The sequence below is a fragment of the Methanosarcina sp. UBA289 genome, from assembly GCA_002496565.1.
Classification (GTDB): domain Archaea; phylum Halobacteriota; class Methanosarcinia; order Methanosarcinales; family Methanosarcinaceae; genus Methanosarcina.
Window position 1 is genome coordinate 91,562 of the sequence record DAKJ01000027.1, and the last position, 22,575, is coordinate 114,136.

Genomic DNA, 22,575 nt, shown 5'->3' on the forward strand with positions numbered 1-22,575 from the left:
TTTTAGTTAAGTTTGTTTTAGTTGAGTTCACAAATTTAGCGCAATAATTGAAATTATTTAATTGAGTTCACTTAATTTAGCTCCGTTAATTTAGCTCAGTTAATTAAGTTTACTTAACTTAATCCATCCTGATAAAGTTCAAATCCCAACGATTTGAACTTTTCAATAAGCTCTTTCGAATATTCGGGCACCGAACCCGGCTTTGATGCAACGTAAGATCCTAGAATGCAGGCAATCGAAGTGGCTTTTGAAACTCCGTATCCTGAGAGGCAGGTGTAAAGGAAACCTGCGGAAAAGGCATCTCCGGCTCCGACGGTATCTGCAACCTCAACAGGAGTGGTTTCTACCTCCTCATAAATGCCTTTATGGTAAACAGCAGCTCCTTTGGGTCCTTTTGTTATGCAAATCACGGAAATTTCTGGATATTTTTCTGTAATGAAATGACAGAACGCTTTGTAAGTAGAAAAAGGCTTGCAGGAGTCTTCAGTGTCAGAAAGCAGGCAAGAAATTGTAGTAGCTTCTTCCTCATTCATCTTTAAAATCGTTGTGTGTTCGAGCGAAGACTGTATCCATTCCTTTTTGTAATAACCTGTCCTCAGGTTTACGTCGTAGAAGAGATTTTTTGCTTTTATTTCTGAAAACAGTCTTTTTAGAGTTTTTCGGTTTTCTTCCGTTCTCTGAGCAAGGGTTCCGAAGCAGAAAACATCCCATTCTTCTCTGGAGAGGTCTTGGAATTCCTTTTCGCTTAGTGTAATCGCATCCCAAGCGACACCTTCGTTTATAGTGAAAACAGGAATTCCTTCAGCCTGTAGTTTGACAGTAACAGTTCCTGTAGGCCTTTTTTCGTCAGTTAAGATGTAAGAGGTGTCAATTCCCATTGCTTCAGCCCTGGAAAGCAGGATTTCTCCAAGTTTATCCTTTCCAACTGCCGTGATTACAGCCGATTTTGCTCCCAATTTTGCAAGATGGGCTGCAAGGTTTAGCGGAGCTCCTCCTAGGTGGGCTGAGCCTTTTATAATGTCAAAAAGGGCTTCCCCGAATGTAAGGGCTTTAATTTGCTTTAGATGATCCTTTTTCACCTTTCCACTCCTGTCTTTCATTTTATATTCAAGCTATATGTTTTTACTCCATATTCCGGTTTAGTCTTAAATTCCATTTTTGTACTTTAGAATCGTTTTAGTGATTGTGTTAGGCTGGAGCTGATATGGGAGAAAGTATAGGAAAACCTAGGAGGAAGGGAAGGAAGCGAAAAAAGATTGCGCCAAATAAAAATGTAATAAAAAAGATTATCTGATACTTGCGTCTGGCTGCATTATCCCGAATATATTTTTCTCCGTGTCAAGGCAATATGCGTACCAGCCTACCCCACTTATTGGCTTTTTTTCCATAGTTACTTTGCCGCCGTGCTTCGGTATTTTACTAAGGTATTCATCAATGTTCGGGACTTCTATTGTGCAAATATAGGTGCTTATAGGGGTATCTGCTCCAGGTTCTCCTCCCTGCCTTTTCATCAAGCCACCGTCGATTCCTGGCTCTTTTTTATTGCCGGTTGCTATGTTCCAGTATTCTAATGAACCTTCTGATCTCTCTATCTTCCAGCCGAATACATCCTCATAGAATTTTTTAGCTCTTAAAATATCTTTTGCATATATTTCAAAATGGACTACTCTTAGCATAATATTACTCCTTGTTTTAATTAATAGTTCGGATGGTATTTATATATTAATCCAGGCTCTAATTTTTCCAGGTATTTATCTCCTAAATCTATCAAGGTATAAAGAAACATGTAGTTATCAAGGAATTGGAAAATCCAGTCTGAAATAAATCTTGTAATCTGATAACATATGAAAGCATAAAAATATTGAGCTAATGGTTTATAAGTCTTAAAATATCTGAAATAATGGCTATTTTATATATTTTTCAACCGTTTTGCATTTTCATGGAGTCCTAACAACTCCCTAACAAAAAAGGAGTACTAGCCTTTTTAATTTAATCCATCAACTATATACAAAATATTTATAAGTTCGATGCCACATATTGTACATGTAAAAAGTCTTACAAATTACCAGACGCGATCGGGAAATCAGAATATGCTATTATTAGACATAACAACTTTTGATCCTGAAAATAGCATGGAGCTACTCAAGCGATGGCAACAGATAGAAAATACGGATTTCCCAGAAGGGTTGAAGATTATTAATCAGTGGTTTGATGCAGGAGGAGGATGTGTGATAACTCTATTTGACGTAGAAACTGTTAAAGACTATCTGGCTTACAATTTGCCGTTTACTGATTTATGTCAGATTGATGTATTTCCTGTCATAGAGGCCAATGATTTTAAAAAGTCCACAGCATATCAGATGGTAAAATTGAACAATCCAAATGACTCTCTAAAAAGTAAGAATATTTTATGAATCGTTAGGTTTTTTCTTTTCTATTTTTAGTCTTGTTTTTGTGTCTAATGAAACGCACATATCCGATTTATTATAATGTTCATTCTTTAATACTAAGCATCAAAACTGAATTTGTACGTGATACTTAAAAAAATATTTAACTTTTAGTAGCATATAAAGTAATGTGAACAATGAAACTGCAATATATGGCTCTAATGTTACAGGAGAAAAAGCAGTTTCTAGTCATGCTGTTATGTCTAGTAATGCTGTAACATTATATGGGCTACCAGTCATATACATTGTAATCGTCGCTTTACTAATATTAGCTATATTATATTTATTCTGCAGGGTGAAGAGAAAGGATTGCTACCACTTTATGAAAAAATCGAGTTACATAAAATTGTTTATTATTTTCTTTGTCCCATTATTCTTTTATAATTTATATAATATTTATAATAGTTTTTGGTTTTATGATACTTATAACAAATCATGGCAGAATAATTTCTGGTTTACTGATCCTACTTTAATCATTATAACTACAGGTACTATATCGTTAGTAGAATCTATTATCCCTTATTTATTCATAACTCTGAGCATGCTTACAATAAATTGTTATCGTAAATAGGCGAACCATCAAATAGCCCTATATTTCCATGAAGGAGGTGCAAATAGAGCCGCAAAACCCTTGTTTTACCATGTTTTTGAAGCGATTCTATCAAGGCTGAAAATCACTTCTAGAGCTTCTCAGAAGCCTAGTTAATTTGCCAATGCATATATTTTTTTGATACTGTGCACAAGGTTTTGGATTCTAACTTTTCCCGATGCAACAAGACTGCTTAGGTGTGTTCTGGCAGCGCTGTCACCACAGCCACAAACCAGAGCAATGTCAGTGTTTAGCATTGTACCATTTTTGATCGCTTCGATAAACATACCATCATTATATTTTCCATTATATTTTCCCCCATTTTTCCCGCCTCCTCAAATTTCTAAGAGCCTTCTGTACAATATTGTAAACTTGCTTAAAAGGTTACTTTACCACTCGGGAATATTAATAAAGTCAAAAATTATGATCCTGGCAATAGTGAAGACAACTCGAACACTCAAAACTTTTTAGCACATTATTCTATAAACAGCTCACAAAATTTTAAATCGTTTGTGAACAAAAAGGTTTTATATGTCTTCTTTTTCAGATGTCTTAACTTTTGTATTTTTCTGGGATCACATCAAGGCAATTAAAACGTAACAAAGTGGGCTAAATGTTACATTACCTCAGTTAATATACTTTCCAATTACTGGCTTTTGTACTATTTTCTCGCCAACGGCTCCAGCAAAAACCGAGATTGTGTAAAGATTAGCCAGGCCTGAACCATGAAAATTATTCCCAGAAATATCATCTGCATTGGGACATTTCCTGAATTTATATTAACAAACTGGGGCAAAAAGGCAAGGAAGAAGAGGGCAACCTTAGGATTTAAAACATTCATAAAGATCCCGCACCTGTAAAGGGTAAAGGTATTTGTTTCTAGGATAGGAGTCGAAGATATTAGCTCTTCACTTTCTTTTAAGGCGTGCCAGACAAGATAAAGCAGATAGGCTATACCCGCATATTTTACGATTTCAAACGCAAGAGTGGATTATATACCAGGGCGAAATTCCAAACGCTGCTGCGGTGGTGTGAACAAGTACGCCTGTAGAGAGGCCGGGCGCGGTTGCAATTCCTGCTTTCTTTCCCTGAGAATACTCTTGGCTAGTACGAATAAAATATCAGGGCCTGGGAGGAGCGTAAGCGCAGCAGAGGCTGCAATAAAATAGATTAACTGGGACTGTTATATCAAGTTTCTCACTTTTCCATTTTTACTTTCCTTTTTCTTACCTTTCCTTTTTTACTTCTTTTTTACTTAAATCTCGCTCCTCAGTAAACTGTAAAATCTTTCCTTAGCTTCTCTCTCAATCCAGGGCCGATGTCCGCATTTTTCCAGTAAAATGAACCTGAAATCCTTTAAAATCCGGGAGAGAGGTTCTTTAACTCCTTCAAAAGGATGGGGATCGTAATCACCATGAACCGCAATTACCTGGCAGCGGATTTCTTTTCCTAGTTCAAGCAGTTTTCCGCAGCTTCTCAGTTCACTGGCTTCTTCCCACACGCCTTTGAAGCTTTCATAGCTACATTGGATCAGCTCGTCCTTATAGGGAAGAGGATGATAAGCATCAGCTTTCGACATTAACTTCCCAAAGGTGCACAGAGCTTCATCCCGGTTTTTAGCTGAAGGCTCGTTCAGGGTTTTGGCCAGTCTGAGGAAATTTTCGAAATCTTCTTTTCCGAGTCGGCTTATCCTAGTTTTCATTATATTCGCAGCGTATTTTTCTTCGTAAGGGCCGCTTCCGACAAGTATGAGCTTTTTTACGAGCTCCGGATACCGGGCAGTAAATACAAAGCTGAGCATCGCACCCCAAGAAAAACCAATTAAGGTAACAGGCAGGTCGCCGTGCTCTTCGAGAACCTCCCGGAGTTCTCTGACCTGTCCTTCAAGAGTCACTGCGGTTTGAAGCGGTTCAAGCACGCCTCTAAAAGCGGAAAGCTCCCTAGCAACAGGTGCCATTTCTCCAGGGGCGCCAGGGCCGCCGTGGATTACAACAAGACTAAAAGGTGGGTTTCCGTATCTTCGCAAGGTTTCCATGTTTTTTCGATTCAAGCGGTTTTGATTTTAATAGATAGCTTTTTTGATTTCTAGAGTTTAGCTTTTTCGATATTATAGGAGTTAAAAACAAATTTCAGGAGTAAAGTAACTCAAATTTTATTGTTTTTATTTCAGTGCTTTCAGAGCTCTTTGCCGTTTCACGAACCTAGCTCCCATTTCAAAGGCTTTCTGGCAGTCCTGCGGAAACACTTCTTCTCGCCTTTTTGCCTTTTCCTGAGGATTGAAGATGGACGAAACATATTTTGAATAATCATCAAACTGGTATGTGTCGGTGCTGCATAATGGTTCGGAATACCCGAATATCCTTGTTGCAACCCATTCATTTAACTCAATAAGCTTATTAATCCCAACCAGCTCAAAAAGATCCTCAGTGATATTCATAGTGTAGATAAAACCAACAGGAATATTTTTAGGATAGAATGTCTGTATGTCAACGGAGTAGGTTATGTAAGGAAATATATAGCGCTCCATAAAGGACCGCATTTCTCCTGTAAAATTTCCAAGGTAAATTGGCGATCCGAGTATTACTGCATCGGCATTCTCCAGCCTTTCCAGCACAGGTGTCAGCTCATCCTTTACTGCGCACTTTCCAAAGCTTTTTCCACCTTTTAATTTGCAGGCAAAACAACTTATACAACCTTTAAAGTCGAGATCATAGAGATGTATTAGTTCTGTTTCTGCGCCTTCTGAAGCTGCACCTTCAAGAGCCTTTTCCAGCAGGGTAGCTGTGTTCCAGTTCTTTCTAGGACTTCCGTTTATCGCTATCACTTTCATGACTTTTACCTCGTAATTTCTTGTTCTTTTACATTATATTCGCGATAAGGGTAAAACATGCCAGTTGCTTAAAGAAAAAACAGTATCGCGAGTTTTTGTGAACTAATAGTCAAATTTCTCTATGCAATCACTATGGTTATAGGTTACTAAGATAGCCAGTATAGCCTTGGTATATAATCGGGTGGAATAGATTGTTTTAAAATTAGGGGTTCTGCCAGTGTTAGGAAGATTCCAAGCTGGATGTTTTTATCTACTGATATGTTTTTTTCGGGTTACAAGTGATTTTTTTAAGCCTGTATAAATATACACAAATTATTTATTAAGTTGGGAATCTTATCTAATATTGTAAAAACTTCGATTGTCAACTCCGATCTTTTTAAATTCGACATCTAAGGAATACTAACAGCCTTTCAGCCTACTGACGCTTTTCCAGAGTTGAGAGTTTCATGAATAAGCAAAAAGCCATACTGATATTACTATTGCTCATTCCCCTCCTTTTTGTGCTGTATTTCTTCGGTCCTTTCGTATTATGGATTTTTATTGACAGTTCCTGGTACTATTCCGAAGAAGTTGATATCGGGTCTCTTGATTACAGTTCCGTACTTACGAAAGCGGAGAAAGCTGGCTATGAAGTGGAAGGTTCCTGGCCCTGGCCCGGAAACTTTTCGGGTTTTGAACCTGGGGATGTCCCGGAAGTCCGGAAAAATTTTGGAAATGCTGCTCTTATACAGGATATAAGGCTTAATTATAACAGGAACTCTGAGCTTACGGTCTTTATATGTGAAGATGGAACTGAAGCAGGGACCAGAACCTGTATTGCCATCTCGAACTTCAGCCACTCCGACCCCGAATCTCCCTTACAGCTATCGGAATTTCCGGATGATCCCTGGATGCTTGAAAAACTCGGGCTTCTCTTCGGCCCGGATGAAAAAGCTCCGGAAAAATATCTTGAGGCTCTGAAAAAAGCCGCACAAAACCAGACATTGGATGCTGAAATACAGGTGAACGAGTCTCCAGATTTCCCGGCTGTATATGCCTATCTTACGGAAAGCAATGATGGTTCAGATCCAGTTACAATTCCGGTTTGGGTTTTTATGGATACCCCAGAATAAGTTCGGATACGAAAGAAGTCTTTTTAAAGAACGGGAACCAGGTGGGTTCAGTAAGGTATATTATCCCAGAGGCAAGGGTAGTAACTTATGATAAGGGGAACAGGTACATAGTTGAACTCGATTCCTCAGGAAGGGCCAGGCTCGAAATCATAATGCATGTTGGAAGTAGCGGAGAATCGATACCTGATGAGAAATATAGAGCAGTTTTCAGGGAGATGTTTGAAGAAATGGGACTTTCTCCTGAAGTGGTGGATAGCCTGGAATTTTTTCACAGCTCTTCAAGGATGTGGTGAAACTGCCTGAAACTCAAGAAATTTCTTTGCTTTATATTTTGGAAAATGGAAAATACCTGAAATGTGCTAGTAAATTTGCTGGAAAATGAGCTGGAAAATGAGCTGGAAAATAGGACCTTAGTCTGGCTTTTAAAAATCAGGTTACGGTGAAGGGAAAAGGGGAGAGAGGGTTAGGATTACTACGGCTGCTTCAAACCGTAATAGACCCAATCCTGCCTCTTATGTTTATGCACTATGTACAGGTGCATAGCTGTTTCCAGGATATGGCGACACTACCTGTCTGGGCAGGTCAATATCCAGGGCTTCTCTCAAGACCTCTTCAATGGTCTCTACAGGTACGAACTTAAGCTCGTTTCTGGCATCTTCAGGCACATCTTCAAGGTCCCTTTCGTTTTCTTTTGGCAGGATTATTTTCTTTATGCCTGCCCTGTGAGCTGCCAGGATTTTCTCTTTTATGCCTCCAACGGGCAGTACTGCACCGCTCAGTGTTATCTCCCCTGTCATGGCAAGTTTGGGGTCAACCGCTCTGCCGGTTATCAGGGATGTAAGGGCGGTAAAAAGGGTTATGCCTGCTGACGGGCCGTCTTTAGGGGTTGCACCTGAGGGCACGTGGATGTGAATGTCGCTTGAGGTGAAGTCAAAGCTGTTTGCAGTGTTTGCAAGCCGTGACCTGACAAGGCTCAATGATATCTTTGCAGATTCTTTCATCACATCCCCAAGCTGGCCTGTAAGAGTGAGTTTTCCACTGCCGGGCATAAACGTGCCTTCTATGAAGAGAATATCTCCTCCTACAGGCGTCCATGCAAGTCCTGTAACCACGCCGGGTACATTCTCTTTTCTAGCCTCTTCCTGCCGGATTATCTCTTTTCCGAGAATCTCTTTGAGCATATCCGCTCTAACCACGTAAGGAAGGTCGGCCTTGCCTGACACGATTTTCTCGGACACAAACCTTGCAGTCTTGGCAAGCTGCTTTTTAAGTCCCCTGACTCCGGCTTCGCGGGTATATTTATCGATGATTACTTTCAGGGCTTCATCTTCAATTTTAAGTTTATCCCCATCAAGGCCGTGGTCTTCCAGTATGCAGGGCAGCAGGTGGTCTTTTGCAATTGCAAGTTTTTCATTCTTTGTGTAACCTGAGATCTCGATCGTTTCCATTCTGTCAAGAAGCGGCCAGGGGATACTTGCTAGGGAGTTGGCAGTGGCTATGAACAAAACATCAGACAGGTCATATGGGATTTCCAGATAGTGGTCTGAGAAGGTACTGTTCTGTTCAGGGTCAAGGACTTCCAGAAGGGCACTCGCCGGGTCTCCTGAGTAGGAAGCTGAAAGCTTATCTACCTCATCAAGGATAAATACCGGATTTTTCGTGCCTGCTTTTTTCATGCCCTGAATAATCCTTCCGGGAAGAGCGCCAATGTAGGTTCGCCGGTGTCCCCGGATTTCGGCTTCGTCTTTGACGCCTCCAAGGCTGACCCGGACATATTTTCTGCCCAGAGCATCGGCAATGCTTTTCCCGAGGCTTGTTTTACCGGTTCCGGGCGGCCCTGTCAGGAGCAGAATTGAGCCCTGCTTCTCATGTTTCAATTTCATGACTGCCAGGTGCTGGATTATTCTCTCCTTGACCTTCTCCAGCCCATTGTGGTTGCTCTCAAGCACCCGACGGGCTTCGGCAATGTCGATACTCTTCTTCTCTTCAGTTATCCAGGGAAGGTCGAGCAGGAGGTCAAGATAATTCCTTATAACATGGGCTTCAGGGTTGTGACTGCCTCCGGTTTCGAGTTTCTTTAATTCGGAAAGTGCCTTCTTTTTTACCTCATCAGGCATAGTCGAGTTTTCAATCCGTTCTCTATACGCAGCGTCGCCTGAAGCCGAGTCGTCTCCTTCGTTGAGTTCTTCCTGAATTACTTTAAGTTGCTCACGGAGCATTGCCTCTCTATTCGACTTGCTTATTTTGTCGGTGACTTTTTTTGCCATTTCTATCTGGAGATTGATGCTTTCTTTATGCTTTGTCAGGATGTGAAGGAACAGAAGATACCGCTCACGAACCGAGGGGAGCTCCAGGAGTTTTTGCTTTTCGGCAAGTTTTACGGGTATGTACGGCATGACAAAGCCTATTATCTGGTCAATAGAGTCCATCTTATCAATTGACCGGGTAAACTGCTCGGAGCCCTGGAACCTGTTGCTGATTTCGTGAATTGTCTTTTTTACATTCGCCATCGCTTCGGCTTCAGTGTCCTCATCAAAGTCTGGTATATCATGGACAGGCTTGTAAGTTGTGTAGAATAACCCATGCTTCCGATAAAGAGATACCACTTCTACCCTTTCGGTAGCCTTTGCAACAACGAGATATCCGTCATCAGCAGGCTGTACATATGTGATTTTAAGCAAATTTCCGGTTCTATACAGGCTCTCTTCTGATAGGTCTTCTTCTGATAGGTCTGAAACCTTTGTGCCGCTCTTTACCGTCAGCCCGATAGCGTTAATGAACTCGGAGTTTTTCATTTCATTTAACAGTGTTTCACCGGTAACTTTGTCAGCCATAAGTTTCGTCCGGCTTTGAGGGTAAACCACTATCTCAAAAAGGGGTATAACCAGTTTCTCTCTGTTATCGTCAGCTTGTTGTGAATACATTGTCATCGTCTCAATTATCATCTCAAGTACTTAGTTTAAATTAACCTAACTATTTTCGCAAGCAAAAAAATTATCTTACTTTTCTTAGGATTTCTATAAGCGTATCCAGCTCTTTTTCATTCAGTGAATTCGCCATTCTTTCAATAACCTTCAATAAAGCGTTCTCTTCGGCACGGGCTAACATTTGCCCTTTTTCTGTCAGACGAATATAGAAAATTCTGCCGTCATCCTGGCACTTCTCCCTGTACACACACTCCATTTTGATAAATTTGTTAATCATCTCGGTGATGGTGGGCTTTGAATTGCTAGTGATTTTAGCAAGCTTACTAAATGTTACTTCCCCGCATTCGTCAATGACCTTCAGGTATCCGATCTGCTTGAGAGTAATGTCCGATAGTCCACATTCGGAGAAGATCTGACAGGAGCATTCGCTTTTGATTTTGATAAGGTTTTCAAAAACTATGAACAAATGCTCTTTTTTCTCCATCATATCTTGATCTGTCCTGTTAGTTAGGCATTACCTAATTAAGTAGTTTTCGGCCATGCTAAGTTTAACCTGCAACTGTTGAGCCGCAACCGTTGCGCCGGTCGATCACGCCGATAGGGTTTGAGGATGAAATTATCAAATTCAAACTTTGCTGAGGTTTTCGCTCAAGCCTTTTTTGAAAAGACTTGCATTTAAAAATCAATCTCTTTCCCGTCAATCAATAAACTCTTAATTACAGCATTTCCATATTTGTCAATGATAACTTTTGCATCAACTTCTATTTTCCCGGTCCGTTGTGCCTTTTCTATCCCCATTCCCCTGCCTTCGGGAACAAAATAACTTTCAATACCGTAATCGACCCTGAGTTCCTTAATGGCCCCTTCTTCTGTCATATTACTCGATTCGTCTGTTTTCCAGTCGTATATAACATCTTTTACCTTACCTTTGATGTAAAGTTCATCCTCGGGCGGAGTGGTATATATTTCTTTAGGTATGCCGTATCCATTTTCAAGCTTCAGTGTAAGATATACTGGCTCATCGTAATAAAAGTCAGAATTCTCAGCATGAAACTTTTTCATATCAAGGGTACTGATTTCGTAATTAAGGGTCACATAGTCTCCTCTGAATAGGTCTCTTGGGTCTACTGGCAGGGTTTTGAGCATAACTTCAGTGCCGGTCCTGAGGGTATACTCCTTATAGGCAATAAAGCCTGAAAAAATGAGAAGCCAAAAAACTAAGGTAAGGTAAAGGACTTTCTTCTGGTTCATTTGCAGCCCCTCCCTGCTTCTGAAAATTTTATGATTCCACAGTCTCTGAATCTCAAACTGCAGTTTTTCATTCTCCCACTCCGGCAAACTTAGCTTTCAATTCTCTTCTTTTTCTTTCCAGTACCACACTTAAAGTCAGCAGGGCAAGCCCTCCTATTATGAAAAAGAATGACCTCGGAAGAAGGTCCCAGAAAAAATCGAAATATCTTGCAAAAATCAGCGGTATAAACCAGAACATGGCAGTATTAATTATCCCAATGTCTTCGGTGCTGTATCCTGCATACAGAAGCAGAACCAGAAGCCCGAGGAAAACAAGATTAAAAAAGCCCATATAGGCTTCTTCCGACACCTGACTGTTTGTGGTTATCAGAGTTATTCCAGCCATTAAAAACGAGATTACAGCCATGCTCATGTCTGTCTGAAAACCTGTAAGCCTTGATCGAAGAGATTTTGAAAGCAGGACTGCCAGAAAAAGAAGTCCCAGGAAAGCATAAATTACAGAAATAATCTCCTCGCCTTTTGACTCAAGGGGCCCGAAAGTGTATATGAACAGTGCAATGAGTACAGCTTGCAGTCCCATGAACTTAAACGTTGACACAGTATGTTTTAATTTTGCTGACAGCTCATGCAAAATTCCTGAAAAATAGATTGCAATGCCTGACATGAGGTAGAGATCCAGGATGTTTATAGATTCATTGAGGCTATTTCTTTCGCTGTACAGAAGGCCTATCCAAAGGTAAAAAAGCAAAGAGCAAAGCCCGGCGACCGCAGTAGACCTGTAGCCGTAAATCAGGGGAAAAACTCCAAGAAGCCAGATGAGGACAAGGGTGCTGTTGTTGGCATTGATATTGTAAATCTGGGCGATTAAAAAGAGGCTTGCTCCGAAAAGCAGAGCTGAAAGGAAAAGCAGGGCAGAACCCAGCCTCGAATATTTCTGATTCTTATATTTCAGGCTATAACCGGTATAATGTATGCCTACTGTACTTCCTGCAAGCAGCATGATTTTGACAGTATCCCCGATTTTCTCCCAGTTGGAGGCTACAAAGAGAATGGCGCCAATCCCGATTAGAATTGCCCCGATGGTAGAAAAGGCAATAATTTGTTTTTTTGACCGGTGCTCTGCTTTATACTCCTCAAGGTCTGCCCTCATTTTCTCGGCCTGGGCGTGATTAATTGTGCCTTCGTCCAGCCATTTTCGGATCAGGTCCTGGTCAAACATACATTGATTTTATCGAATTTCACTATATAAATAATTTCTTTATGATTAACTCCAAATTCCTGATATTATTCGGAGACTTACCAGATTATTTTTATATTCAGTTCCAGCTTAACAGACTAATGTTTAGAATCATTGTTTCAAAAGAAGTTTGAACCTGAATTACATACTTTTCCTATCATACAAATTGGGGTGACACAGAATGAACTGCAGTGAATTAAAAGAAGGTCAGATTCTTGTTTGTGAAGGGTGCGGGTTCGAACTAAAAGTAATAAGTGCATGTGGAGATTCCTCCTGTACTACTGATGCTTGCTGTACCGGCGACATAACCTGTTGCGGAGAACCAATGAAAATAAAACAATAAGCCTGAAAAAATTATTCTGGTAAAATATGTAAAATAAAAAAAATAGAAGAGAAAAAAATATTTAATAATTAAAGAAGATCCCGTAATTATTCGGAGGAATACAAACCCAGGAATGGTCTGGAAGAATATTCGGTAAAAAGCATGGAAAAGATTCTTTATTTGGAGCTTTTTCTTGAGGTCTAAAAATCTCAATAGTCTGTTTTTTGCTGTCTTTTTTCTTTTATCTTTCCCAGTAACCCGTTGATCAGCCTGGTTATTGAATATGAGCTGAAAAACCAGATCAAAAGAGCAATAATAATTGAAAGACCCCATCTGTTAAGGTGCTCCATACAGAAAACAGCAGTGAGCACGCATATAGTGCAGCCAATCATTCCGGAGCTTGCTCCGAGGGCAATGTCAGAAGCCTGCTCTGAGGTTCCGAAATGTCCTGCCATTATCACGGCAGCCGCCATAACAGCTGGAAAAGCTGCAAAAACTCCCGCAAAAGATTTTGAAGGGATTATCTGCAGCATGATATAACAGGCAGCAACAGTACCTCCTCCAAAAACGAACCTAAGAGCAAGGTCCCTGAGATTTAATTTCATGATATGACTCCTTATTTTTACTTTTTCTTTTTTCACAGCCTGAACCATGTGAAGTAAATTGTGGGAGCAAGTACGGCCCAGAGGATAAGTGCGTAAGCCAGCCCTCTTTTCCACCCGTATCTGAGAATAAAATAACTTGCAGCAAGGGCACAGCAAATATCAGCTATCATTCCCACAAGTGCACCTTTTGAAAGCTGCTCTGAAATCAGGAGCAATTCACTGCCTTCATAATCCATTCTCAAGCCCAGAATCGCTGCCAGGTACACGGCAGGGAAAGCTGCGAAAATTCCACCAAGCCTGCCTCCGAAATTCTTTGCAATGAGGGCGGAGATAGCAACTGCACTTCCTCCAAAAAGAAAGCGAAGAAGAATTGGGGATATCTCAATATTCAGCATTATATCATGTCCTGTGTACTGGAACGCTCAGATGAACAGTAACATGCACCTTCTGGAGAATCGGGCTTGTTCTAAAGTTTGCTTTAACGTTAGTACTCATATTTTTCCCTTATCTCAGATTCTTTGAAGATGCTGAGCCCCAGTTTCTCAAGGACTTCGGAAATTCTTTTCCTATCTCCGCTTTTCATGGATTTCCGGTCAAAATAAGCAAAATCAGCCTTTGATTTCTCAATTGCCTGCCTGATCAGGGCTTCATCCACGAATTCCAGCTGGTACTTGGGAAAATTGTGCCCGAAAGAGATTTCAGTTTCGAGTAAAAGCCCTGTCTGGCGCATGGCATAATGCCCTCCTCCAAAACCAAGGGCAACAGGAACTTTTTCAAGGGAGACTGCAAGGATAGCTTTTGCAGCAGCTTCGCCTGCTTCAGGATCTTTCCACTGCACTTCAGTGCTTCCTATTTCGGCATAAATCGACGGAACTGAAAGTTCTGTGGGCCCATGATGGGTTACTTCGAGGGTAACATCATATTTCAGGCCTTTTTGCTCAACCTGTCGCTTCATTTCCATAAGAATGGATTTCATAGCAGCAGGAGAGGAAACTGCAAGGGATTTCGGGCAGCCTCCAAGCCTTGCCTCGCCCGAGGGGTTTCCTGTGCAGTGAACTGTAAGGGAAGATATTTCCTCTTTGCTCCGGTGTTTAGACGCAAAAATGATAAGGGAAGCTGGCAGCCCTGCGTTTTCTAGTTTTCGATCAAGTCCGTCCTGGAAGATATGCATTTCTTCAATATCAATAAGCCTGAACTTTCCATCCTGCGATTCCCTGGCCGCAGAGAATCCGGAATTTTCAGGAAGCTCAAGGACTTTCCATTCCTTAAGGCTCAAAAGATGTGTTTTAATGTTCTGGCTGGCAAGGTCGGGGGCAGAACAGATGATTGTTATTTTTGGAATCTGGTTTCCAGGGAGGTTTTTTTTCTGGCTCCCGGAGTTTTCTGAATTGCTGTTTTCTTTCATTTCTGATCAATTCGGGGCTTTTTCAGTTTACGCCCCCTATAGATTTCGTTAAGATAGATAAATCCAACCCATAAATCCAACCCCGTATAGCAGCCTGGGTCTAAACCTGAAGAGGCTGTGAAAAGTTACATTGAAAAATTAGAAAATTACCCGAAATATTAGAAACGTTACCTGAAATATTAGAAAGGTTACCTTGAATGTTAGAAAGGGTAAGCCAGATGAAGAAAAAAATGTTTTCAAAAAGGGTTTTGGCAGACTCCTGCCTCTTAATAAGCAGGAGTCTACATCTTTCCTATGGAAATATGTTTTTAAAGTGCTGGAACAGGATCATCCAATGTGAATGTAAGCGTCCACAAGTTTCTTGATTTCTTCGTTCTTGCCGTACAGTCTCTCACTAAGCTGGTAGTCGTTGTAAGCTTCGAGGCCATTGACAATTCCGTCAAGCATACCTTCAGTGAACACCTCGTCCGTCATGAAGATATCCTTTTTGGCTTTCAGAGCTTGGGCAGACTCGTAGCAGGAAGCAGGCAGGTGATCGAGCTCGGCAAGTCTGTCTTTGTGTTCGTCCTTGAAGATGTTTACACTGATGTAAAGTTTCTTGGAAAGCTCAAGGGCATTGTCCATTTCAAGTCCGTAGCGGGTACCAACGCAGAGTCCGGCGATAAGGAGATAAACGTCAGCAGAGCCGTCTGCAGCACGGAATTCATAGGTCTGCTTGCCGTAGTATTCCTTGAGTTCTTCAGAATAGTTCGGGTTTGCAATAGTAATCATCTTGCTTGCGTCCCCGGACCAACCGAGAGGCACACGGATAAGGGCAGAGCGGTTCCTGTCTCCCCAGCAAACATTTGTTGGAGCTTCCTGGTGAGGTACAAGGCGCAGGTAGGATGTTGGGATTGTGTTCCCAAAAGCAGTAATTGCTGAAGCAACGTCCAGACAGCCGACGATTGCTTTCTTTGCGGCATCGCTCAACTTTCCGCCATTTTCAACGGTTGCGGTCTTGCCGTCCTTCATAAGCTTCATGTGGATATGCAGTCCACTGCCTGCCTTTCCGACTGTAATCTTCGGGGCGTAGCTAACAGTGACTCCATACTGGGCTGCAATCATTCTCAGCATCCACTTTCCAACAATCAGACGGTCAGCAGCGTCCTCAACATTTGTGGTTTCGAACTCGATTTCGTTCTGTTCGTAGTAGTATTTATCGTCAGTGAAATTTCCGACTTCAGAGTGTCCGTATTTAATAAATCCGCCAGCTTCGGAGATAGCGAGCATTGCATCTTTCCTGAGCTGCTCAAATTTTGTGAAGGGACCTGATTCATGATATCCTCTCTGGTCAACAGCCGGGAAGTCAGTATCAATCTGATCTTTGTCGCAAATAATGTAATACTCAAGTTCAGCCATTACATTTAACTCGTAGCCTGTCCTCTCCTTCAGAACCGCATGAGCCTTCTTCATTATGTTCTCTGGGGAGCTTGCAAGGGGATTTCCGTCCTTGTCAAAGTATGAACAGAGTAAGTCGAGGGTCGGGATTTCTTCAAACGGGTTTACAAAAGCAGTGCGATATTTCGGCACGACATAAAGGTCGCTTGAGTCAGCTTCGATGTATTTGAAAATGCTGGAGCCGTCTACTCTTTCTCCGGTGGAAAGTATCGTATCAAGGTGTTCTTCATTCCTGATGATAAAGTTGAGGGCTTTAAGTCTCCCGTCCCCACCAACATAGCGGAAGTTGAGCATCTTAATACCATTCTCTTTAATGAACTTTATAATATCCTCTTTAGTGAATTCGCTTGCTGGTTTATTGAGGAACTGTACCAGTTTATTAGGATTCATTTCTACAGATGATGGTTTCATAATTATCCCTTCTTTTTAATTGAAATATCCGAGTATGAAGCCTCATTTTAATCCCGAATATTTTTCAGGCTCACGGGTTATTACATTGAATATAATTTTTTGAACACTTGCCTGCTAGGAAGAAGATAACTTACTGCTGTCTATATAAAATTTTCCCTTATACACTTTTCAGAGAATATAATATGAAAAAAAGAGGCAGTGTAAAACTCTACACTTATTTGTCAAGTTGTTTTTCCTATCAATTAGATATCAGTTAAGATTTTAAGGTTTCATCAGTTCCAATTTAAGACCTTGTCAGTTAAGGGTTTTGCCTAATAAATATATCGGAGGAATAAAATATAGTTATATATATCTGGTTACCAAATTGATAGAAGCAAGCAGAGATTCATCTGCTTCCTATTTCGAAATATTTTATTGCATCGGGGATAATGGAGGAAAAGATATGGAAATTTATAGTATTCCTGAAATTGCTAAAGATGTGTTTTGGGTTGGGGCCAAAGACTGGAACCGCAGAATGTTTGACGCTTTGATTCCTCTGCCTCAGGGGACAAGTTATAACGCTTATCTTGTGAAAGGAGAAGAAAAAACGGCCCTTATAGATACCGTAAATCCGGGTTTCGAAGAGGAACTCGAAGAGAAAATAAACTTGGTTTCTAGCCTGGAGAAACTGGACTACCTTATTATGAATCATGCTGAGCCCGATCATGCCAATGCAATTCGTTATATTATGGATAAAGCTCCTGGCTCGGTGCTTGTTACAACGGACAGAGGCGTGAAAATGGCAAGCCTTTACCATGAACTTCCCGAGTCGAGGATTAAAGTCGTTGACGATGGTGATACTATTGATTTGGGAGGGAAGAAACTCCGCTTTATAGAGGCTCCCTGGCTCCATTGGCCTGAAACCATGTTTACATACTTGCCTGAAGACAGGATCCTTTTCCCGTGTGATTTCTTTGGGGCTCACACAGCCCAAGGCGTTTATGATGAGGATCTGGAAGACCTTATTCCTCTTGCAAAACGCTATTACGGGGAAATTATGATGCCTTTTGGGAAAATGGGGGCAAAGGCTCTTGAAAAAATTAAGAACCTTGATATCTCAATTATTGCGCCGAGTCATGGGCCTATCTACAAAAACCCGAAGCGTATACTTGAGCCCTATGCAAAATGGACTGCAGGGGAAACAGAAAACAAAGCCCTTATTGTTTATGTGAGTATGTGGGGTTCCACGGAACTGATGGTCAGGACAATTGCAGAAACCTTGCTAAAAGAAGGTATAGATGTCAGGATCTATGACCTTGAAGTCGCAGATACAGGAGATGTTGCAAGAGAACTGGTTGACTCCCGCGCTGTTATCCTTGGAGCTCCGACCGTCCTTGCAGGCATGCATCCTCTTGCCGTTTACGGTACTTACCTGGTAAAAGCCCTCAATCCGCCTGCAAAATATGGGGTTGTGCTCGGATCCTTTGGCTGGGGTGGAGGCGCTCTGAAGCAGGCAGGGGAAATTCTGGTTCCTTCGAAAATGGAAATCGTGGGAACGCTTCAGGTGAAGGGCAAACCCAAGGAAGAGGATTTGAAAAAGGTTGAGGAAATCGGCCGAGAACTCGCACAAAAAATGAAAGTCTAACCTGAAAAAGGTATACATTCAAATCTGAAATCTTTATTTTAAACTGGCGTGTAAAGTTTCTCAGCCGGTAAAATCCGGCTAATGTATCTGGGAGACTTTACTTAGTCTTTTTCAGTGCTGTTAGCGGAGCTATTTAATGGAAAAATTTCTATATACTCTAAAAGGTTATTTTCGAGAACCTGGTACAGGGAAGTTAATCATAACTTTCAGAAGATAGTTTCTAATAGGTCTAAAGTTCCATTTTTAAAATTCCTTTTATTGTCCTGATTTTTCAAGTTTTTGAGTGGGGGTTTCTTATAATGCAAGGGGAATCTGAACTAAAAAAGGAACTGAACTTACTGGAGGTCACTCTGGTAGGCATTGGCAATATTCTCGGAGCCGGAATCTATGTGCTTATGGGAAAGGCTGCAGGGCTTGCAGGCAATATGGTCTGGTTTTCTTTTCTGTTTGCCGGAGCAACGGCTACACTTTCGGCCTTTAGCTATATGGAACTCGCTTCCATGTTTCCAAGAGCTGGAGCAGAATATGGGTTTGTAAAAAGAGCTTTTGGAGAACGTATTGGCCTGTTTGTAGGGCTACTTGTTATATGTTTTGTGGCAATAACGAGCTCTGCGGTTGCACTTGGGTTTGGCAGGTACTTCAGCAACCTTTTCGGGTATGGATATTTAACAGGGACTTTAGGCCTGTTTATCTTTCTCAGCCTTATCATGGTTCACGGGATCAAGGAGTCTGCCAGGCTGGCTATTTTCATAAGTCTTATCGAAGTCTTCGGGCTTCTTATTGTGATTTATACGGGTCTCCCTTACCTTGGAACGGTAAACTATCTTGAAACTCCTAATATGACAGGAATATTTAAGGCTTCAACCCTGATCTTTTTCGCATTTCTCGGTTTTGAAGATATTGTGCGATTATCTCAGGAAACGAAAGAAGCCGAAAAGACAACTCCAAAGGCTCTGCTTATTGCCATCTTTTTTACAGTTTTCCTGTACATGTGCGTGGCAGTAACTGCCGTCAGTGTGCTTGATTTTAGGGTTCTCGGATTTTCAGAAGTTCCCCTTGCCGATGTTGCGGCTGTTTCTCTGGGGAGTAATGCTTTTGTTCTTATATCTTGGATCGCCTTTTTTTCCACTATGAACACCGTACTTGTGGTTATGCTTGGAGGGTCAAGGATTGTTTACGGCATGGCAGATTCCGGGTCACTTCCAAAAATTCTCTCAAGGATACACCCCAGTTACCATACTCCGTGGGTTGCAATTTTTGGAGTTACATGTCTCTCAATCCTCTTTGTGCTGTTAAAGGATATTGCAATCGTAGCAAATATTGCTAATTTTATGATTTTTATTGTCTTTTTTATGGTTAATCTTTCCCTGATAAAACTACGTTACACTGACCCTGGAAGAACTCGTCTTTTTAAAGTTCCCCTGAATATTGGTCGTTTTCCACTTCTTCCTTTTCTTGGCTCCCTCTCTACTGTATTTCTTTTTTCTCAGCTAAGTCTGGAAGTGATAACTTACGGTCTTGTGCTTGCAGGAATCGGAATACTGATAGTGCTTCTCAGAACCAGATAAAATGTCTGCCTGCAGCACCTATAAATTATTTGTAATGACTACAAAGTTAACTTTCCTCGGAAAGGCTTAAAACATCTTATTTAGTTAAAATATGGTATGAAAAGGGTTTTACAGCTGTCTTATCTTTTAATTTAGCTCTTTTAAAGCTTAAATCCCTAATATCCTATTTTTAGGATTAAAATCGTTCGTTCATATTCTTGGAGTATCTAAGATTTCTCGTTTCTTCTGCATGAATAAAGGGGTTTTTGGTTCCTTTAATACAAAAAAAGAGTATTATTATGCTTTTTTTCATGTTATGGCTATTTTTATTAAATATTTATTGATTTCAGCTAGTTTTGTATCTTTATATTCACTGAGAATTAGTTTTATATACATTAAATTCTATTTGAATCGCTTTATCCTGTTCATTATCAAAATAATTGATTTTAAACTTAATAATCGTTACAAACTATTAAGATACTAAAAATTATTAACCTGTACTTACATAAATTTGATTGTGAATACGTTTCAATTTTGAAAGGGAGTAGATATGAGAAAAGAGCATTATGCATTCCCGCTGGAGGATTTCATTTCAAGAGATGAATTTAACCGAATCAAAAAGTTCTCCCGGGATAAAGAAACCCCATTTTTAACTGTTGACCTGCAGAAGATAGAGCAAAGCTACGACGAACTGGTAGAGCATATGCCTTTTGCAAAAATTCACTATGCTGTAAAGGCTAACCCTATGGATGAGGTTGTGCTTGCTCTGAAGAATAAAGGCTCAAATTTTGACGTAGCAACGATTTACGAACTTGATCAGCTTCTCAGGCTTGGAGTAGAACCTGAAAGAGTCAGTTACGGCAATACTATCAAAAAAGAGAAAGATATAGCATATGCATATGAAAAAGGAGTGAGGCTTTATGTTACCGACTCAGATAGCGATCTGAAAAAGTTAGCTAGAAGAGCCCCGGGTTCAAGAGTGTTTTTCCGTATCCTTACTGAAAGCGACGGGGCTGACTGGCCTCTCTCAAAGAAGTTCGGTTCGCACCCTGACTTGATATATAAGCTCATTATGAAGGCTGAAAAATTGGGCCTTGAGCCTTATGGGCTTTCTTTTCATGTTGGTTCTCAGCAGAGGGATATTGGCCAGTGGGACAATGCCATTTCCAAGTGCAAGTATCTTTTTGAGGCTGTAGCTGAAAAAGGCATAAATCTAAAGATGATCAACCTTGGTGGAGGTTTCCCTGCAAAATACCAGTCTCAGGCTCATGACCTTGAAACCTATGCCGGGGAAATCCGCCGCTTTTTACACGAGGACTTTGGAGAAGAGCTGCCTGAAATTATTATAGAACCCGGGCGTTCATTGGTCGCCGATGCCGGTATAATAGTAAGCGAAGTCGTAATGATCTCCAAAAAGGCCAGATTCAACCAGTACAAGTGGGTTTATCTTGATATTGGCAAATTTGGGGGCCTTATAGAAACCCTTGATGAATGCATCAAATACCCTATCTTCTGCGATAAAAAGGGTTGTGCCGAAGAAGTAATTCTTGCAGGTCCGACATGCGACAGTATGGATATTCTATATGAACATCACAAGTATACTTTCCCTCACACAATGCGAGAGGGAAACCGCGTATACATCTTTACGACGGGCGCCTATACCCAGAGTTACAGTTCCGTGAGCTTTAATGGCTTCCCCCCGCTCAAGGCTTATGTTATTTGAAAGCCTATTCGAAGACTTATTCATAAACATTTTTAAAAAAAACTGTTTGACTTCAAGCCTTTTCAAAAAAGGCTTGAGCGAAAACGACGTGACGGCATGGTCAAGCAATGCAACAGTTGAGGCTCAATGTTGCTGATCCAACTTGTGCCCAAACGGACTAATTTATAAAATAGTACTGTAAGTCGTCTATAGTTGGAAAATGTGGAAGAAAGGAGCATGGTTACTTTTTTCTACAGTTACTTTTTTCCAGACTCAGATGTTTTTATCTTGTCTGGACTGAGTTTTTCCAGTGCTGTAATTAGAAAGAATTAAATAAGTCAGTGAATTTTGAGTATATCGGTTCTACTTATGTCCTTGTGGTTATAAAATCAGATGCAGATTAAGAGTAATAGGGTTTCCTCTTAATCTCTGGACTGGATCGCAGGTAGGGACTCGATAAGCTTCAAAAAAGAGACCTTTAATGAAACTTATTTATAATTTAGCTTTTGAAGCTTATTATTTACTTATGTTTATATTTCATTAGATGTTTTAACGTCATTAAAAGTTTCGAAGCCAAACAAATCCAAGATATGTTTAAAAATTTAGATTACGAACTTTTTTTTGTGCCGGTTATGATATATATTCCCACGCAACTATAAGGGTATAGATTAAGAGTAATAGGGTTTCCTCTTAATCTTTGGGTTGGATCGCAGGTAGGGACCCGAGAATAGGGACTCGGTAACCCTACCATCTACTTCTAAATTAATTTCGAAGCTAATTCACTATTTTTCATAATGTTCTTATTTCTAATAAACCTTATGACCGTTCCTAAATTCACGTTTTTATTTAAAGTGTCGGCTGCCGCTCCATAAATTGGCGTACAAGTTAAATAATTTTTCATTTTTCTGTGATTTTACCCCAAAATTCTGTGGTTTTACCTCAAAACCAAATTCATAAATTCCGTTATATTTTTGACATGTTGTGCGTAAGGCAAGGTGTATAAGAAGACCTAGGTGTATAAGACCTTATACACAATCAAAAATGCCGAATTTTTATAATTTAGCTCATCTCAAAACTCAAAGTCGCTTTTCTGAATCCAAGATTTCGGGTCGTGTACTTGAGTTATTGA

At 40.6% G+C, this 22,575-nt stretch carries 20 protein-coding genes; 7 read left to right on the top strand and 13 right to left on the bottom strand.

Annotation, left to right across the window (positions count from 1 at the left end):
• Positions 1–113: 113 nt before the first annotated feature.
• Entirely contained in the window at positions 114–1,100 is a 987-nt protein-coding gene (locus tag BP549_RS14980) for a carbohydrate kinase family protein (protein WP_292381988.1), read from the bottom strand.
• A 186-nt stretch (positions 1,101–1,286) separates the two neighbouring features.
• The gene (locus tag BP549_RS14985) at positions 1,287–1,676 is read right to left on the bottom strand and encodes a VOC family protein (RefSeq protein ID WP_292381989.1); all 390 of its coding nucleotides are present in this window, start codon (positions 1,674–1,676) and stop codon (positions 1,287–1,289) included.
• Between the two features lie 414 nt (positions 1,677–2,090).
• Between BP549_RS14985 and BP549_RS14990 the strand changes: the two genes are divergently transcribed.
• Entirely contained in the window at positions 2,091–2,414 is a 324-nt protein-coding gene (locus tag BP549_RS14990; RefSeq protein ID WP_292381991.1) for a DUF3303 domain-containing protein, read from the top strand.
• 1,283 nt (positions 2,415–3,697) lie between these two features.
• Here BP549_RS14990 and BP549_RS14995 read toward each other — a convergent pair.
• The 3 genes from BP549_RS14995 to BP549_RS15005 all read right to left on the bottom strand — a co-directional run bounded on the left by BP549_RS14995 (position 3,698) and on the right by BP549_RS15005 (position 5,866).
• Complete coding sequence (locus BP549_RS14995) at positions 3,698–4,009, bottom strand: LysE family translocator (RefSeq protein ID WP_349682395.1); 312 nt, start codon at positions 4,007–4,009, stop codon at positions 3,698–3,700.
• A 282-nt stretch (positions 4,010–4,291) separates the two neighbouring features.
• Positions 4,292–5,071 carry an alpha/beta fold hydrolase gene (locus BP549_RS15000; RefSeq protein WP_292381993.1) on the bottom strand — a complete coding sequence of 260 codons (780 nt, stop codon included), beginning with the start codon at positions 5,069–5,071 and terminating at the stop codon, positions 4,292–4,294.
• Positions 5,072–5,197: 126 nt separating this feature from the next.
• On the bottom strand, positions 5,198–5,866 hold the full coding sequence (locus tag BP549_RS15005; protein WP_292376220.1) for a flavodoxin family protein: 669 nt from the start codon (positions 5,864–5,866) through the stop codon (positions 5,198–5,200).
• A 446-nt stretch (positions 5,867–6,312) separates the two neighbouring features.
• Here BP549_RS15005 and BP549_RS15010 point away from each other — a divergent pair, with 446 nt between their 5' ends.
• Positions 6,313–6,978, top strand: a complete 666-nt coding sequence (locus tag BP549_RS15010) for a hypothetical protein (RefSeq protein ID WP_292381995.1) — start codon at positions 6,313–6,315, stop codon at positions 6,976–6,978.
• Positions 6,979–7,019: 41 nt separating this feature from the next.
• Positions 7,020–7,271, top strand: a complete 252-nt coding sequence (locus BP549_RS15015) for a hypothetical protein (RefSeq protein WP_292381996.1) — start codon at positions 7,020–7,022, stop codon at positions 7,269–7,271.
• A gap of 225 nt (positions 7,272–7,496) precedes the next feature.
• Here the strand turns inward: BP549_RS15015 and lon are convergent, their stop codons facing one another.
• From lon to BP549_RS15035, 4 genes are all read right to left on the bottom strand, one after another.
• Entirely contained in the window at positions 7,497–9,902 is a 2,406-nt protein-coding gene (gene lon, locus BP549_RS15020; RefSeq protein ID WP_292382013.1) for an endopeptidase La, read from the bottom strand.
• 70 nt (positions 9,903–9,972) lie between these two features.
• Entirely contained in the window at positions 9,973–10,392 is a 420-nt protein-coding gene (locus tag BP549_RS15025; protein ID WP_292376226.1) for a MarR family winged helix-turn-helix transcriptional regulator, read from the bottom strand.
• A gap of 188 nt (positions 10,393–10,580) precedes the next feature.
• On the bottom strand, positions 10,581–11,156 hold the full coding sequence (locus tag BP549_RS15030) for a GDYXXLXY domain-containing protein (protein ID WP_292381997.1): 576 nt from the start codon (positions 11,154–11,156) through the stop codon (positions 10,581–10,583).
• Between the two features lie 67 nt (positions 11,157–11,223).
• Positions 11,224–12,375 (bottom strand): DUF2157 domain-containing protein, encoded by a 1,152-nt coding sequence (locus BP549_RS15035; protein WP_292381999.1) that lies wholly within the window; start codon positions 12,373–12,375, stop codon positions 11,224–11,226.
• A 199-nt stretch (positions 12,376–12,574) separates the two neighbouring features.
• Here BP549_RS15035 and BP549_RS15040 point away from each other — a divergent pair, with 199 nt between their 5' ends.
• Positions 12,575–12,736: a hypothetical protein gene (locus BP549_RS15040; RefSeq protein WP_292376232.1), complete on the top strand. Its 162-nt coding sequence runs from the start codon at positions 12,575–12,577 to the stop codon at positions 12,734–12,736.
• A 188-nt stretch (positions 12,737–12,924) separates the two neighbouring features.
• Here the strand turns inward: BP549_RS15040 and BP549_RS15045 are convergent, their stop codons facing one another.
• The 4 genes from BP549_RS15045 to BP549_RS15060 form a co-directional block, all read right to left on the bottom strand.
• Positions 12,925–13,320, bottom strand: coding sequence for a DUF3147 family protein (locus BP549_RS15045; protein WP_292382000.1), 396 nt, complete (start codon positions 13,318–13,320; stop codon positions 12,925–12,927).
• Between the two features lie 32 nt (positions 13,321–13,352).
• Positions 13,353–13,715 (bottom strand): DUF3147 family protein, encoded by a 363-nt coding sequence (locus BP549_RS15050; protein WP_292382002.1) that lies wholly within the window; start codon positions 13,713–13,715, stop codon positions 13,353–13,355.
• A gap of 89 nt (positions 13,716–13,804) precedes the next feature.
• The gene (locus BP549_RS15055) at positions 13,805–14,725 is read right to left on the bottom strand and encodes a D-aminoacyl-tRNA deacylase (RefSeq protein ID WP_292382003.1); all 921 of its coding nucleotides are present in this window, start codon (positions 14,723–14,725) and stop codon (positions 13,805–13,807) included.
• A gap of 327 nt (positions 14,726–15,052) precedes the next feature.
• The gene (locus BP549_RS15060; protein ID WP_292376240.1) at positions 15,053–16,573 is read right to left on the bottom strand and encodes a glutamine synthetase family protein; all 1,521 of its coding nucleotides are present in this window, start codon (positions 16,571–16,573) and stop codon (positions 15,053–15,055) included.
• 442 nt (positions 16,574–17,015) lie between these two features.
• On the opposite strand from BP549_RS15060, the gene BP549_RS15065 reads away from it, so the two are divergent.
• The 3 genes from BP549_RS15065 to BP549_RS15075 all read left to right on the top strand — a co-directional run bounded on the left by BP549_RS15065 (position 17,016) and on the right by BP549_RS15075 (position 21,467).
• Positions 17,016–18,197 carry an FprA family A-type flavoprotein gene (locus BP549_RS15065; protein ID WP_292376242.1) on the top strand — a complete coding sequence of 394 codons (1,182 nt, stop codon included), beginning with the start codon at positions 17,016–17,018 and terminating at the stop codon, positions 18,195–18,197.
• 299 nt (positions 18,198–18,496) lie between these two features.
• Complete coding sequence (locus BP549_RS15070) at positions 18,497–19,765, top strand: APC family permease (RefSeq protein WP_292382005.1); 1,269 nt, start codon at positions 18,497–18,499, stop codon at positions 19,763–19,765.
• Positions 19,766–20,294: 529 nt separating this feature from the next.
• A complete protein-coding gene (locus BP549_RS15075) occupies positions 20,295–21,467 on the top strand; it encodes a type III PLP-dependent enzyme (RefSeq protein ID WP_292382006.1) in 1,173 nt (390 codons plus the stop codon).
• Positions 21,468–22,575 lie beyond the last annotated feature (1,108 nt).

Excerpts from the sequence above, each read along its gene's own strand:
- BP549_RS14980 (WP_292381988.1), bottom strand. The coding sequence starts at position 1,100 with ATGAAAGACAGGAGTGGAAAGGTGAAAAAGGATCATCTAAAGCAAATT.
- BP549_RS14985 (WP_292381989.1), bottom strand. The coding sequence starts at position 1,676 with ATGCTAAGAGTAGTCCATTTTGAAATATATGCAAAAGATATTTTAAGA.
- BP549_RS14990 (WP_292381991.1), top strand. The coding sequence starts at position 2,091 with ATGCTATTATTAGACATAACAACTTTTGATCCTGAAAATAGCATGGAG.
- BP549_RS15000 (WP_292381993.1), bottom strand. The coding sequence starts at position 5,071 with ATGGAAACCTTGCGAAGATACGGAAACCCACCTTTTAGTCTTGTTGTA.
- BP549_RS15005 (WP_292376220.1), bottom strand. The coding sequence starts at position 5,866 with ATGAAAGTGATAGCGATAAACGGAAGTCCTAGAAAGAACTGGAACACA.
- BP549_RS15010 (WP_292381995.1), top strand. The coding sequence starts at position 6,313 with ATGAATAAGCAAAAAGCCATACTGATATTACTATTGCTCATTCCCCTC.
- lon (WP_292382013.1), bottom strand. The coding sequence starts at position 9,902 with ATGTATTCACAACAAGCTGACGATAACAGAGAGAAACTGGTTATACCC.
- BP549_RS15025 (WP_292376226.1), bottom strand. The coding sequence starts at position 10,392 with ATGATGGAGAAAAAAGAGCATTTGTTCATAGTTTTTGAAAACCTTATC.
- BP549_RS15030 (WP_292381997.1), bottom strand. The coding sequence starts at position 11,156 with ATGAACCAGAAGAAAGTCCTTTACCTTACCTTAGTTTTTTGGCTTCTC.
- BP549_RS15035 (WP_292381999.1), bottom strand. The coding sequence starts at position 12,375 with ATGTTTGACCAGGACCTGATCCGAAAATGGCTGGACGAAGGCACAATT.
- BP549_RS15040 (WP_292376232.1), top strand. The coding sequence starts at position 12,575 with ATGAACTGCAGTGAATTAAAAGAAGGTCAGATTCTTGTTTGTGAAGGG.
- BP549_RS15045 (WP_292382000.1), bottom strand. The coding sequence starts at position 13,320 with ATGAAATTAAATCTCAGGGACCTTGCTCTTAGGTTCGTTTTTGGAGGA.
- BP549_RS15050 (WP_292382002.1), bottom strand. The coding sequence starts at position 13,715 with ATGCTGAATATTGAGATATCCCCAATTCTTCTTCGCTTTCTTTTTGGA.
- BP549_RS15055 (WP_292382003.1), bottom strand. The coding sequence starts at position 14,725 with ATGAAAGAAAACAGCAATTCAGAAAACTCCGGGAGCCAGAAAAAAAAC.
- BP549_RS15060 (WP_292376240.1), bottom strand. The coding sequence starts at position 16,573 with ATGAAACCATCATCTGTAGAAATGAATCCTAATAAACTGGTACAGTTC.
- BP549_RS15065 (WP_292376242.1), top strand. The coding sequence starts at position 17,016 with ATGGAAATTTATAGTATTCCTGAAATTGCTAAAGATGTGTTTTGGGTT.
- BP549_RS15070 (WP_292382005.1), top strand. The coding sequence starts at position 18,497 with ATGCAAGGGGAATCTGAACTAAAAAAGGAACTGAACTTACTGGAGGTC.
- BP549_RS15075 (WP_292382006.1), top strand. The coding sequence starts at position 20,295 with ATGAGAAAAGAGCATTATGCATTCCCGCTGGAGGATTTCATTTCAAGA.